13 protein-coding genes and 1 riboswitch are annotated in these 12770 nt (G+C 60.5%); of the genes, 10 read left to right on the forward strand and 3 right to left on the reverse strand.

The window, feature by feature from the left end:
- Positions 1 to 5: 5 nt before the first annotated feature.
- From ABGT65_RS01630 to thiD, 10 genes are all read left to right on the forward strand, one after another.
- Entirely contained in the window at positions 6 to 3131 is a 3126-nt protein-coding gene (locus ABGT65_RS01630) for a hypothetical protein (RefSeq protein ID WP_346699467.1), read from the forward strand.
- Between the two features lie 305 nt (positions 3132 to 3436).
- Positions 3437 to 3620: riboswitch (TPP riboswitch) on the forward strand.
- Between the two features lie 40 nt (positions 3621 to 3660).
- On the forward strand, positions 3661 to 3861 hold the full coding sequence (gene thiS, locus ABGT65_RS01635; RefSeq protein ID WP_346699468.1) for a sulfur carrier protein ThiS: 201 nt from the start codon (positions 3661 to 3663) through the stop codon (positions 3859 to 3861).
- A complete protein-coding gene (locus ABGT65_RS01640) occupies positions 3858 to 4454 on the forward strand; it encodes a thiamine phosphate synthase (protein WP_346699469.1) in 597 nt (198 codons plus the stop codon). Before thiS ends, ABGT65_RS01640 begins: the two co-directional genes overlap by 4 nt.
- 1 nt (position 4455) lies before the next feature.
- Positions 4456 to 5082, forward strand: a complete 627-nt coding sequence (locus ABGT65_RS01645) for a thiamine phosphate synthase (protein WP_346699470.1) — start codon at positions 4456 to 4458, stop codon at positions 5080 to 5082.
- On the forward strand, positions 5079 to 5846 hold the full coding sequence (locus ABGT65_RS01650; protein ID WP_346699471.1) for a thiazole synthase: 768 nt from the start codon (positions 5079 to 5081) through the stop codon (positions 5844 to 5846). The genes ABGT65_RS01645 and ABGT65_RS01650 overlap by 4 nt, the downstream gene beginning before the upstream one ends.
- Before the next feature lie 12 nt (positions 5847 to 5858).
- Entirely contained in the window at positions 5859 to 6968 is a 1110-nt protein-coding gene (thiH, locus tag ABGT65_RS01655; protein ID WP_346699472.1) for a 2-iminoacetate synthase ThiH, read from the forward strand.
- A 2-nt stretch (positions 6969 to 6970) separates the two neighbouring features.
- The gene (locus ABGT65_RS01660; RefSeq protein WP_346699473.1) at positions 6971 to 7672 is read left to right on the forward strand and encodes a HesA/MoeB/ThiF family protein; all 702 of its coding nucleotides are present in this window, start codon (positions 6971 to 6973) and stop codon (positions 7670 to 7672) included.
- 10 nt (positions 7673 to 7682) lie between these two features.
- A complete protein-coding gene (locus ABGT65_RS01665; protein ID WP_346699474.1) occupies positions 7683 to 8384 on the forward strand; it encodes a methyltransferase domain-containing protein in 702 nt (233 codons plus the stop codon).
- A gap of 12 nt (positions 8385 to 8396) precedes the next feature.
- The gene (locus tag ABGT65_RS01670) at positions 8397 to 9173 is read left to right on the forward strand and encodes a TenA family protein (protein WP_346699475.1); all 777 of its coding nucleotides are present in this window, start codon (positions 8397 to 8399) and stop codon (positions 9171 to 9173) included.
- Positions 9170 to 9994 carry a bifunctional hydroxymethylpyrimidine kinase/phosphomethylpyrimidine kinase gene (gene thiD, locus ABGT65_RS01675; protein WP_346699476.1) on the forward strand — a complete coding sequence of 275 codons (825 nt, stop codon included), beginning with the start codon at positions 9170 to 9172 and terminating at the stop codon, positions 9992 to 9994. Before ABGT65_RS01670 ends, thiD begins: the two co-directional genes overlap by 4 nt.
- A gap of 506 nt (positions 9995 to 10500) precedes the next feature.
- On the opposite strand, the gene ABGT65_RS01680 is transcribed toward thiD, so the two are convergent.
- From ABGT65_RS01680 to ABGT65_RS01690, 3 genes are all read right to left on the reverse strand, one after another.
- Positions 10501 to 11160, reverse strand: coding sequence for a hypothetical protein (locus ABGT65_RS01680; protein WP_346699477.1), 660 nt, complete (start codon positions 11158 to 11160; stop codon positions 10501 to 10503).
- Between the two features lie 200 nt (positions 11161 to 11360).
- Positions 11361 to 12296 (reverse strand): transporter, encoded by a 936-nt coding sequence (locus ABGT65_RS01685; RefSeq protein ID WP_346699478.1) that lies wholly within the window; start codon positions 12294 to 12296, stop codon positions 11361 to 11363.
- Position 12297: 1 nt separating this feature from the next.
- Positions 12298 to 12747, reverse strand: coding sequence for a GatB/YqeY domain-containing protein (locus tag ABGT65_RS01690; RefSeq protein ID WP_346699479.1), 450 nt, complete (start codon positions 12745 to 12747; stop codon positions 12298 to 12300).
- Between the last annotated feature and the right edge of the window lie 23 nt (positions 12748 to 12770).

Raw genomic sequence — 12770 nt, forward strand, 5'->3', positions numbered from 1 at the left:
GAACCATGAAACGATCGATACTTTTCTGCTGTCTCTGTTCGCTGCTGCTGGGCAGTTGCATCAAGGACCCCGAACTCGACCCGACACAGGTCGGTGAGGGCGAAGTATGGACGACACTCGACTTCACCCATACGGACTACGACCAGATCCGCATCACGACCCGCTCGACCCTCGGGCCGATTGCCGAGGCCCGCGTCTCGAACATCTACGTCTTCCTGTTCAACAGTGCCGGAGAGCGCGTCTACGGACACTACTTCGACGACGAGAACAAACTTTCAACGCGCAACGAAGTCGTCGCCGCCAATACGAACTGCTGGATGGTCAACAACCTCGTGAGCGAAGGCGGAGAGACCCACGGTACGATCCGGATGAAGATTCCGCAACTGACGGGAGGTACCTTCTGGCTCGTGTCGAACCTCGACACCGACATGCTGAACCTCTCACCTGAGAAGTTCAGTTTCATCCGCACGATCGATGAGCTCAAAGCGCTGACGGTATTGCTCAATCAGGAGATCACCTCGCGCAACGGCTCGTTCACCATGACCGGAAGCGCCGCAAACATCACCATTACCGATTCCGGGATCTCCCAGAACGGGGAGTCGGTCGTCATTCCGCTGAACCGGCTCGATGCCAAGATCGAGGTCCGCGTCCGCGCCGCCGTCGGCAATGAGACGCTGGTCAATGGTTCCGGATCCACAACCACCCAGCGGATCAAGGGCTTCACGCCCGAATCGTGGCAGGTGGTCAATCTGCCCAAAGGATCCTACCTGATCGAGCACGACGCCGCAGACGACGGTCACGATGCCGATACCGGGTTCTTCGACAGCCCGACGACCAATTTCGAGACCCAGAGCGAAGAGAGTTTCTCCTACGAACAGAGCGACGGGACGTCGGTCAAGGTGACGGCTCCCGTCCACGGATTCTCGTTCTACATGTATGAGAACCGCCCCGAAGCCAAAAAAAACGTGACGGAATACCACCAGCGCGACAAGCGGATCAAGGACGATACCGGAGCCTACGACACGACGGACGGGCTCTGGGAGAATGCGCCGGAGACCTCCACCTACCTGGTTATCAAGGGTGAGGTAGCCATGGATGTCGACGTCTCGGCCGAAGCCAAGGACCAGACGCTCAACGCCGCAGTCACCTACTACATCCACCTGGGTGACATCGGCAGCATCCCCAACGGCCTGAACGACTACCGGGTCAACCGCAACACCCACTATACCTACACCATCACCATCAAGGGCGTGGAGAACATCCAGGTCGAGGTCGAGACGAAGACCGAGAACGAATCGGGAGCCACGGGGCACGTCTATATCGCCAGGGAGTCGATCTACACCTTCGATTCGCACTATGGCCAGCGAGTCTTTGCCTTCGATCAGGCGTCGATCACCTCGGAGAATGTCACCTGGTATGTCAAGACCCCCTTCGGGCGAGAGGGTATGCCCGAGGTTGTCAATGGTGCAGAGATCCCGAACGGGCTGGATTACAAGTGGGTGTCGTTCCGGATCAACGACATCGAGGCCTCGGGGCAATACAGCCACCGGAATCAGAAATACGACCCCGACGAGGTGATGGACATCATCGAATTCTGCGACTACATCCGCGAGCAGAAGGAACGTTTCATCCAGAACCGGACCAACGATTTCCGCATGGAGGAGGACCCCGAGCTCAAGCGGCTCTACCCTGACCGGCCGGATATTTATACCCGCTACCGGATCTATGCCACGATCTTCGTCGACGAGTTCTACTACGACAAGGACCCGATTTCGGGTGAGGTCCGTACCACCTTGTGGAAGGAGTTCGTCAATCAGCCCAACCGGATGATGCACATCCTCTGCGATACGAAGTTCAGTCCCGACGGAGACAGTTCAACGACCGGCAGTGTCGTGACGATCCGGCAACGTTCGATCCAGACCATCTACAACACCGAGGATGAATCCACGCAAACGGCCTGGGGCGGAGAATCCATCGATGAAAACGAGGGTCTTCTCTGGTTCTACAACCGCAACGAAACGCATGCGGTAGAATCGGTCTATCCGTATGTCGACACGGACTACGGGAACGACTCGCGGGCCAACGGGCTCTACAATACGGCCCGGCTCTGGGAGTTGACGGACGGAACGGGCAGTTACAAGAATGCGCTGTGGGACGATTACCTCGACTACGATCGGGAGAATGACCACGAATTGATTTTCCTCAAGGACGACGACGATCTGGCTACGGCACGTTATGCGTGCCTGATGCGGAACCGGGACGACAACGGAGACGGGATTATCGAAGCGTCGGAAATTCGGTGGTACCTTGCCTCACTCCAGCAGTTGACAGCGCTTTACATTGGAGATCAGGGGCTTTCCAGCGAGGCCAAGCTCTACGACCAGTTCAACGGATACGGAAAGGACGAGGTGGATGAATACGGGTCCCAGCTCTGGAGACGACACATCATCAGCAGCACCCGGTGGGGAAACGGGTCGACAAGCAACTATCCCGCGATGCTCTGGGCCGAGGAGGGATTGTCGACGAGTGCCTACAAACAGTACGCCAATACGAAACCGGGGCGGTATACGGTGCGATGCGTCCGCAATCTGGGCATGGACCCCGCCTCCGAGCAGGAGGCCATCCAGGCGCTCAACGACGCGGATCGGACACCCGAGGTTTCGATACGCTTCCAGACCGTCGAGGAGAACCATTCAGCCACATCGGTTTATCGGTTCGATCTGTCGAGAATCAACAAAAAATCAATCCGTTACTACACGTCCCGCGAACTGGAACCCGGAGACGAATATGCGGAATCCGCACGGGTATACAGCAAGTTCGAGACCGGGCCGCTGGTAAGCTACTCGGGGAGTTATGGCAATCTGAAGTCCATGATCGAGCGTGGAGAGAGTCCATGCCCCGAGGGTTATCGGGTGCCGAATATCCGCGAAGCGAGTCTGATGGCGAACTACATTACTTCGGATGTCAATCCACACTGGTGGCCAGATTACGCCTATGTAAACACCTACTATTCGTTCGGAACTCTTGGTAAGAATTACGACGGGACGAGTACTACGTGGTTCTACAAAGTTAATCACATCACCGTCAACGGATCGGCAACGAGGATTCGTTGTGTCCGGGATATTCAGTAGTTTCGGAGAGAGAGGCTCTCAGTCGGATGGATTCCCCGCTTGACGGCGAATGACATTCTCTCCTGGATTTCCGCCTTGAACGGAAATCCAGGATCGCCAAAGCCCAGAACGGCTTCGGAAACCCCTCGCTGATACCTTCGCCCATAGCGCCCGGTTCAGAACCGGGCGCTTTTTGGGTTGCGGCGCTTTTTATCGACCCAAAAAGCGCCGCAAAAACCATCGTCCCAAATTACGGACCTCAGCACCCCGGCCGCGTCTTTTTTCACGACGTCGGTGCATCGGAATCATTTTTTGCGTATATTTGCGCAACACAAGAGGGGTGCCTTCGAGGAACTACGGTACAGACACCGGGAATGGTGACGCAGCGTCGATGCCGACCCTGCTGATTCCAAAACGATGCCGTCCGGACGCTTTCACGAAAAGGCTGAGATCATACCCTATGAACTTGATGCGGGCAACACCGACGAAAGGACTTGTTCATAGACCGTAATTTCTCACGGGCACATCTTCTGCAAATTACGGATTTCGCATGGAAGTATTCATCAATCGCAAACCTATCGGGGTCGAGGCCCCGATGAGCCTCGACGAGTTGCTGACGCGGGAGGGTATCCCGTCGGAAGGGGTCGCCGTAGCGGTGAACAACCGCGTGGTGCCGCGCGGCGAGTGGGCCGCGACGCCCGTCGAGGAGGGCATGAAGATCACCGTCATCCGAGCCGTCTGCGGGGGATGATGCGGCTCGTCGTCATCACCCGGGAGGAGTTTACGGCCGAGGAGCCGGAGACGATCCTCCGCCTGCTGGAGGGCGGGATCGAGCGCATCCACCTGCGCAAGCCGGGAGCCGCGGAGAAGGAGATGCGGCGCCTCATCGAGTCGCTGCCCGCGACGTGCTACCCGCACCTGAGCCTCCACGACCACCTGCCGCTGGCCGCTGAGTACGGGCTCGGGGGCGTGCATCTCAACGGCCGCAATCCGATACCGCCCGCCGAGTTCCGGGGCGTGGTCAGCCGTTCGTGCCACTCGCTGGCGGAACTCGAAGCCGCGGCTCCGACGACCGGTTACCGTTTTCTGAGCCCGATTTTCGACAGCATCTCGAAGAGCGGCTACCGTGCGGCATTTTCCGGGGAAGCGCTGTGCGAAGCTGCGGCTCAGGGGATTATCGACACGCGGACATTGGCGCTCGGGGGCGTGACACCCTCCCGCCTGCCACAGGTCCGGGCGTGGGGGTTCGGGGGTGCGGCGCTGCTGGGCTGCATCTGGCGCGACACCTCGGCGGCGGGACTGCGGCGCACGCTCGCCGAAATCGACAAATATAAAAAGGAATAACATGCTTCAATTCATCACACACCGGAACGGGCGTTACGACGAGATCTCCGGGACACGCGCCGTACTGGAAGGGGGCTGCCGCTGGGTGCAGCTCCGCATGAAGGATGCCCCGGACGAGGAGTTCCTGCGCGTGGGGCGCGAGGTGGGACGGCTGTGCCGGGAGTACGGTGCGACGTTTCTCGTAGACGACCGCGTGCATCTGGTCGCCGAGCTCGGGGCCGACGGCGTACACCTGGGCAAGCACGACATGCCCGTTTCGGAAGCCCGCCGACTGCTGCCCGCCGGGACGACCATCGGCGCGACGGCCAATACGTTCGAGGAGATCGCACGCGCCGCAGCGGCCGGGGCCGACTACATCGGACTGGGCCCGTTCCGCTTCACCGAGACCAAACGCAACCTGAGCCCGATCCTCGGGCTGGAGGGTTACCGGGCGATCTTCGAGCGGTGCCGCGCGGCGGGGATCACGCTTCCGGTGGTGGCCATCGGGGGGATCACGGCCGCGGACGTCGCAGCGATCCTCGACACGGGAGCCACGGGCATCGCCCTCTCGGGGGCACTCCTCGGGGCCGAAGACCCGGCGGAGGAGACCCGCAAAATCATGAAAATCCTAAATCATCACAAACTATGAACGAATTGATAATCGGCGGACGGACGTTCCGTTCGCGTCTGTTCGTCGGCACGGGCAAGTTCTGCTCCAACGAGCTGATGTCGCGTGCCATTGCCGCCTCGGAGACCGAAATGGTCACCGTGGCCATGAAACGGGTCGACATGGCCAACCCGCAGGACGACCTGCTGGGCCACATCCGCCGTCCGGGCATCCAGCTGCTGCCCAACACCTCGGGGGTTCGCAATGCCGAGGAGGCCGTGCTGGCGGCGCAGCTGGCCCGCGAGGCCTTCGGCACGAACTTCATCAAGCTGGAGATCCACCCCGACCCGAAATACCTGCTGCCGGACCCCGTCGAGACGCTGCGCGCCACGGAGGAGCTGGCCCGGCTGGGTTTCGTGGTGCTGCCCTACATCCAGGCGGACCCGGTGCTGTGCAAACGTCTCGAAGAGGCCGGTGCCGCCACCGTCATGCCGCTCGCGGCGCCGATCGGCACCAACAAGGGGCTCGTCACGCGCGAGATGCTCGAAATCATCATCGAACAGAGCAACGTCCCCGTCGTGGTCGACGCCGGGTTGGGGGCTCCGTCGCACGCCGCAGCGGCCATGGAGCTGGGCGCCGACGCCGTGCTGGTCAATACGGCGATTGCCGTGGCGGGCGATCCCGAGCGGATGGCCCGGGCCTTTGCGCGGGCCGTCGAGGCGGGGCGCGAAGCCTACGAATCGGGACTGGGAGCCACGGCGCGCCACGCCGAAGCGAGCAGCCCGCTGACCTCGTTCCTCGATTAATCGCACACGGAGATGTTTTCAGAGGAATTAGCGAAATACGACTGGGAGGAGACCACCGCGCGGATTCTCTCCAAAACGGCCGCCGACGTGGAGACGGCCCTCGGCAAGGAGCATCTGACACTCGACGACTTCATGGCGCTGGTCTCGCCCGCCGGGGCGGCCTACCTGGAGCCGATGGCGCAGCTGAGCCGCCGCTACACGCAGGAGCGCTTCGGCAAGACCGTCTCGATGTACATTCCGATGTACATCACCAACTCCTGCACGAATTCGTGCGTCTACTGCGGCTTCAACCGCCACAACGCCATTCCGCGGGTGATCCTCACCCAGGAGCAGATCGAGGCGGAGTGCCGGGCGATCCGCGAGTTGGGGCCTTTCGAGAACCTGCTGCTCGTGACGGGCGAGAACCCGCGGGCCGCGGGCGTCGACTACATCGAGCAGGCGCTGCACACGTGCCGGCCCTACTTCAACAACCTCACGATCGAGGTGATGCCGCTTGCCGCCGAGGAGTATGAGCGGCTGACCCACGCGGGCCTGAACGGTGTGGTCTGCTTCCAGGAGACCTACAACCGCAGGAACTACAACATCTACCACCCGGCGGGCATGAAGTCGAAGTTCGAGTGGCGCGTGAACGGTTTCGACCGCATGGGCCAGGCCGGGGTGCACAAGATCGGCATGGGCGTACTGATCGGGCTGGAAGAGTGGCGCACGGACGTCACGATGATGGCCCTGCACCTGCAATACCTGCGCCGCCGCTACTGGAAGACGCGCTACAGCGTCAATTTCCCGCGGATGCGCCCCTCGGAGGGTCATTTCCAGCCCAACGTCGTGATGAGCGACCGCGAGCTGGCGCAGGTGACCTTCGCCTTCCGGATCTTCGACCACGACGTCGACATTTCGTACTCGACGCGCGAGCGGGCCGAGTTCCGCAACCACATGGCGACGCTGGGCGTGACGTCGATGAGTGCCGGATCGAAGACCGACCCGGGGGGCTACCGCGTCTACCCGCAATCGCTCGAACAGTTCGCCGTGAGCGACGAGCGCACCCCGGCGGAGGTCGAGGCGGCGATCCGCCGCGAAGGCTACGAAGTGGTCTGGAAGGACTGGGACAAAATCTTCGACTGACGATGCCCGGCAACGAACGCTACGCACGGCAGACGATGCTGCCGGAGATCGGCGAGGAGGGGCAGCGGCGGCTGGCTGCCTCGGCGGTGCTGATCGTCGGGCTCGGGGGGCTGGGTTCGGCCGTAGCGCCCAGCCTCACGGGCGCCGGCGTGGGGCGTCTCGGGCTGGCCGACCCCGACACGGTCTCGGAGAGCAACCTCCCCCGGCAGACGCTCTACACCGAATCGCAGATCGGACGCCCGAAGCCGGAGGCGGCCCGCGAACGGCTCGCGGCCCTGTCGTCCGCCACGCGCTTCGACCTCTACCCCGAGGGACTGACCGCCGCGAATGCCCGCGAACTGGTCGCAGCCTACGACCTGGTGGTGGACTGTTGCGACAACTTTGCGACGCGCTACCTCCTCGACGAGACGTGTGCGGCCGTGGGTCGGCCGTGGGTCTACGGCTCGATCGGGGCATTCCACGGGCAGGTGAGCCTCTTCAACGGACACGGCAAACGCCGCTACACGGAACTCTACCCCGACCGCGAAGCGCTGTGCGCCCTGCCGCCCGCCGCTTCGGGGGTTATCGGGCCGACCCCGGGGGTCGTCGGAGCCCTCGAAGCCGCCGAGGCGATCAAATGGCTCGTGGGCTTCGGCGAACCGCTCGACGGGCGGCTGCTGACCCTCGACTTGAAAACCATGCAAACCGAAACGATCGAATTTTAAGACAAAACAGATGGGAAAAGGATTCGACCAGTACGCATCGGCCTACGATGCGTGGTTCCTCGACAACCGGAACGTACTTTATTCGGAGGTCAACCTCGTGGCCTCGACACTCAAGGACGCGGGACGAGTGCTCTCGGTGGGCTGCGGCAGCGGCCTTTTCGAGAAGATCCTGCGCGACGAATACGGCATCACCGTCACCGACGGCATCGAGCCTTCGGAGGGAATGGCCTCCATCGCCCGCAAACGGGGCATGAACGTCACCGTCACGACGGCCGAAGCGGCCGACTTCGGCAACGGCGACTACGACACGCTGCTCTTCAACGGCACACCGAGCTATATCGGCGACCTCAGGGGGGTCGTGCACAAGGCCTATGAGGCACTGCCCGCGGGCGGGCGCATTATCCTGATCGACGTCCCGAAGGAGAGCTCCTACGGGCTGTTGTACAACCTGGCCAAGGCGGTCGGGACGTGGGACCACCCGCTGCTGGCGGGGTGCTACCCGCCCAACCCCTACCCGATCGAGTTCGTCGACGTGGCTGCCTGGCGCACGACGGCCGAGAAGGTTGCGCTGCTCCGCGAGGCGGGTTTCACCGACCTGGAGTTCGCGCAGACGCTGACCTCGCACCCGCTGACGTCGAACGACGAGGAGGAGCAGCCCGTCGAAGGGTACGGCAAGGGCGACTACGTGGCCGTGACGGCCTATAAACGCTAAATGTCCGCAACGATGAAACGCTGGAGCGACGAGGCGTGGGAGGCAGCCCTCCCGACCTTCGAAAAGATTCTCCGCCACCCGTTCGTCGGGGCGCTGGCCGCCGGGACGCTTCCGGCGGAACGCTTCCGGTTCTACATCCGCCAGGACGCCCTCTATCTGGACGGCTATGCTCGACGGCTGGCCCACGTGGCCGCACGACTGCCCCGCAAGGAGCAGACGGAGGCCTTCCTGCACTTCGCCCTGGACGGCATTGCCGTCGAACGGGCCCTTCACGCGCAGTTCCTCGCGGGCGATCTGCCGGCACCCGGGGAGATGAGCCCGACGTGTCTGTTGTACACTTCGGTGCTGGAGGCGCAGGCCACGGCACCCGTCGAGGTCGAAGCAGCGGCCGTGCTGCCGTGCTTCGTAGTCTACCAGCGGGTCGGCGAGGCGATCCTCGCGCAGGCCCGGGCCTCGGAGAACCCAGGCGCCGCAGGGAACAGACCCGGCCCGGGCCACAACAGCGGCACCCCGACCCCCGACGGCAGCACGGCCGCCGGAGCAAATCCGAACAGCGGAGAGCAGCACCTCACCCCGCTTCTCGAAAATCCCTACCGGGCATGGATCGAGACCTATGCCGACCCGGCTTTTGCGGCCTCCGCGGAGCTTGCCACGCGGATCTGCGACGAACTGGCCGCGGCCGCCGGAGCGGAGACCCGTAGCCGGATGACGGAACTTTTCGTGCGCTGTACCCGCATGGAGTGGCTCTTCTGGGAGAGCGCCTGGAATCTCGAAAACTGGAAAATATGAGCAACGAAACGAAAAAACACTACAAACGCGCGCTGACCATTGCGGGCAGCGACCCGAGCGGCGGCGCAGGCATCCAGGCCGATTTGAAGACCTTTTCGGCATGCGGATGCTTCGGAACATCGGCCATCGTGGCCGTTGTGGACGAGAATACGGTGGGGGTTACGGGCGTGCACCCCATCCCGGTTGATTTTGTCACGGGCCAGATCCGCTCGGTGCTGGACGACATCGGCACGGACGCCGTGAAGATCGGGATGCTGCACTCTTCGGAGTTGATCCGCGCCGTGCGCGACACGCTGGCGCCCTACGGCCTGCGCAACGTGGTGCTCGACCCGGTAATGGTGGCCACGTCGGGCGACGCCTTGCTGCAGGGGGAGGCCGTTGCGACGCTGCGCGACGAGTTGATTCCGACCGTGCGGGTCATCACGCCGAACATTCCCGAAGCGGAGTTGCTTCTGGGGCAGCAGATCGACCGGCAGTCGCAACTTCCCGACGCGGCCCGGGCCTTGTCCTGCGGGGGGCGGGTATCTGTTTTCCTGAAGGCGGGGCACCTCACCGACGAGGAGCTCATCGACATTTTCTACAATGCCGAGACGGACGAGGTTATTCCGTTGCGTTCGCGGCGGGTTCAGACGGTCAACACGCACGGCACGGGCTGTACGCTGTCGTCGGCGCTGGCGGCGTTCCTGGCTCGGGGGTTCGAGTTGAGCGAAGCGGCAGCGCGAGCGAAGGCGTATATTGCCTCGGCGATCGAGGCGGGAGCGTCGTATGAGATCGGGCACGGGCACGGTCCGGTGCACCATTTCCACGGCTTCTGGGAATAACCCGGCTAAGAGCCGGGGGGGGGCGAAGGTGGCTTCAAGGGGTTTCCGATCCAATTCTGCGCTTCGACCGTTAATCGCGGTGATTTGTTTCCGATAGGGGTTGTATGCGGGTAAAGGCTTCGGAAACCGCTAAAGGTTCAGCAGCCCACAAAACCGGTCTCTTAGACCGGTCATTCCCGCTTTCGCGGGAATCCAGGATCGTCGAGGCGCAGAACCGGATCGGAAACCCTTCTCTGAGACCTTCGCCCATAAAGCCCGCCTTTTAGGCGGGTGGATTTCCGCTCAAGGCGGAAATAACGAAACCCGCTACGCACGGGTTTTCCAGCAAAATCCGATATTGAAATAGGAATAAATCAGGAATAAGCTACTTATAAACTTTTTCTCAAAGAGAGAGGTAATGATTTGGCAACAGTCGCAAATTCCGTGATATGCGGTGTATTTCTGTCTAACAACTCTTTTGGTTACAAAGATACAATAATTCAAATGGGACAGCAATAAGCATAACACTAATTTAATTGCTCCAACGCATTAAAAATTTCATCCAACTTCGGATATATTTCAATTACATTGGGCTCGCCACGTTTATTCATCATTTCCACCTGCTTCATAATCTTGTTTTTGATAATGGGATAATCATGGGGAGCTACAAGTCGCGAACTTTTCAGATAAAGGAATATCCAATCTACACCCACGTTGGGCAATATGCTTATTTCATTATCCAATAATGGCTGAACATTATTATGGTAAAAATCCTCCACGGTTGCATAACGGGTAAAAACAGCCTTGGCATTCTTTTCCACTTCCTCTTTCAGGAGGGAAAATCGTTCATCGTATCGACTATCGTCTTGCGGAAAATAGAAATAATTGTCTGCGTTAAGCATTTTCCCATCGAACCCTATGGTATAATTATCGCGCTGGTCTTTTCGAGATTTTGGAGAAAATGGTTCAAACCACCTGTGCAGAATATCAAAACGCCTGCCATATATGGGATAAATTCGCAATGCCGGTTTATCTGTTTCCATGTCCCAACTTCGGGGATATGTCTCTAATTCAATAGATTCAAAGCCATCGGAAGTTGTCCTTATCAACCCTTGTCCCTTTAGCTTGAATTCGGACAAATACTCACTTGAAGCTATTAATTGTTGCAAAATTTCATTTTTGTTCATCTCTCGTGCTTTAAGAAATAATCGGGTGGAAATATCAGGACAATAGCTTATTACCCCGTCCTTAAATAGTGTCCATCCCTATCTCCTTCGACCAGCGCAGTCGAGAAACCGGCGCGCTCCTTGTCGGCCTGGACGTTGAACGCCAAGGTATCTGCATCCGCTACCCGGCAGGTAGCGGGATGGTTTCGCCCCGAAGCCCGTTATTCCGCCCCGCGGGTTTGATTTTTCAGTTTCTCCTGATCCTTGCGGTAAATCTGATAGGAGTTTACGAAGTTCTGCCAGACGATGTAGGCCGTCGGGGCGATCGAGGAGACGGGATTCAGGAATGACTGAGCCATCCAGACTGCCAGCACGGTGTTTTTCTGGCCGAGCGACTGACCTCCGGCGGGGGGATCGCCGTAGCGGCGCCCGATTGCGCGACCGACCTTGAACTGCACCAGGCAGATCACCAGCGCCGCAAAGGCCAGCCACAACTCCGTGGAGACCGAGGCGTCGTGCAGGTCGATGATGAAGCAGGTCGTGCGCCCGATGATCACGAGCAGCGACATCAGCCACATGTAGAAGGAGATCTGCCCGTGCTCCCCGATCCACTTGGCGAGTTTCGGGAAGACGAAGCGGAAAAATTGCGCGGCAGCGAAGGGCCCGACGAGCAGCGGGGCGATCCGGGCGAGGATCTGCGCGAAGGTGCATTCACCCGTTCCGGTGAAGGTCAGGATGACGGGCGCCACCAGGGCGATTGCCATGTTGCAGATGAGGCTGTAGGTAGCCATTGTGGCGACGTTTGCGCCGAGCATCCCTGCGATGACCACGGCGGCCATCGCCACGGGAGCCAGGACGCAGACCATGGCTCCCTGCGCCACGACGTCGTTCAGCGGCAGCAGCAGCAGATAGACCGCGATGCAGACCACGACCTGGAAGAGCAGCAGCCAGACATGCAGCATCGAGGGTTTCATCTGTTTGGGGCTGACGCGGCAGAAGGTGACGAAGAGCATCAGGAAGATCAGCGTCGGAGTGATCATCTGATGGCTTGCGGTTTCGAGGGCCGCAATCGGGCGGCACAGCAGCGCCCCCAACACCATGGCCGAGGGCATGGCAATGGTTCTCACGTTGCGTTGCAACTGTTCGAGCAGGTGCATTTTATGCGAGGAGTTCCTTGACCTTGGTCGAAATCTCCTTGCCGTCGGCACGACCGGCCAGGCGTTTCGAAGCTACCCCCATCACCTTGCCCATCTCCTTCATCGACGTAGCGCCGACTTCGGCGATAATGGCCCGGACTTCGGCGGTCAGCTCCTCCGGAGTGAGCTGCTTGGGCAGGAACTCCTGATAGACAGCCACCTGGGCCAACTCCTCCGCGGCCAGGTCGGGGCGGTTCTGCCCGGTGAAGATCGCAGCGGAGTCCGTGCCCTGCTTGGCGAGCTTCGAGATGATCTTCAGCACGTCGGCATCGGGCAGTTCGGCCACTTCGGGACCGGCGGTCTTGGCTTCGATGATGTACTTCTTGGCGTTTCGGAGCGCACTCAGACGCACCGTATCCTTGGCCTTCATGGCCTCCATGATTCCTTTCGAAATCTGCTGTTCCAACGACATAGCTCTGTAATTTTTAACGAATA

This window comes from uncultured Alistipes sp. (assembly GCF_963931675.1).
Lineage (GTDB): Bacteria > Bacteroidota > Bacteroidia > Bacteroidales > Rikenellaceae > Alistipes.

Bases quoted from the DNA above. Each gene is read 5' to 3' on its own strand.
- ABGT65_RS01630 (WP_346699467.1), top strand. From the start codon at position 6: ATGAAACGATCGATACTTTTCTGCTGTCTCTGTTCGCTGCTGCTGGGC.
- thiS (WP_346699468.1), top strand. From the start codon at position 3,661: ATGGAAGTATTCATCAATCGCAAACCTATCGGGGTCGAGGCCCCGATG.
- ABGT65_RS01640 (WP_346699469.1), top strand. From the start codon at position 3,858: ATGATGCGGCTCGTCGTCATCACCCGGGAGGAGTTTACGGCCGAGGAG.
- ABGT65_RS01645 (WP_346699470.1), top strand. From the start codon at position 4,456: ATGCTTCAATTCATCACACACCGGAACGGGCGTTACGACGAGATCTCC.
- ABGT65_RS01650 (WP_346699471.1), top strand. From the start codon at position 5,079: ATGAACGAATTGATAATCGGCGGACGGACGTTCCGTTCGCGTCTGTTC.
- thiH (WP_346699472.1), top strand. From the start codon at position 5,859: ATGTTTTCAGAGGAATTAGCGAAATACGACTGGGAGGAGACCACCGCG.
- ABGT65_RS01660 (WP_346699473.1), top strand. From the start codon at position 6,971: ATGCCCGGCAACGAACGCTACGCACGGCAGACGATGCTGCCGGAGATC.
- ABGT65_RS01665 (WP_346699474.1), top strand. From the start codon at position 7,683: ATGGGAAAAGGATTCGACCAGTACGCATCGGCCTACGATGCGTGGTTC.
- ABGT65_RS01670 (WP_346699475.1), top strand. From the start codon at position 8,397: ATGAAACGCTGGAGCGACGAGGCGTGGGAGGCAGCCCTCCCGACCTTC.
- thiD (WP_346699476.1), top strand. From the start codon at position 9,170: ATGAGCAACGAAACGAAAAAACACTACAAACGCGCGCTGACCATTGCG.
- ABGT65_RS01680 (WP_346699477.1), bottom strand. From the start codon at position 11,160: ATGAACAAAAATGAAATTTTGCAACAATTAATAGCTTCAAGTGAGTAT.
- ABGT65_RS01685 (WP_346699478.1), bottom strand. From the start codon at position 12,296: ATGCACCTGCTCGAACAGTTGCAACGCAACGTGAGAACCATTGCCATG.
- ABGT65_RS01690 (WP_346699479.1), bottom strand. From the start codon at position 12,747: ATGTCGTTGGAACAGCAGATTTCGAAAGGAATCATGGAGGCCATGAAG.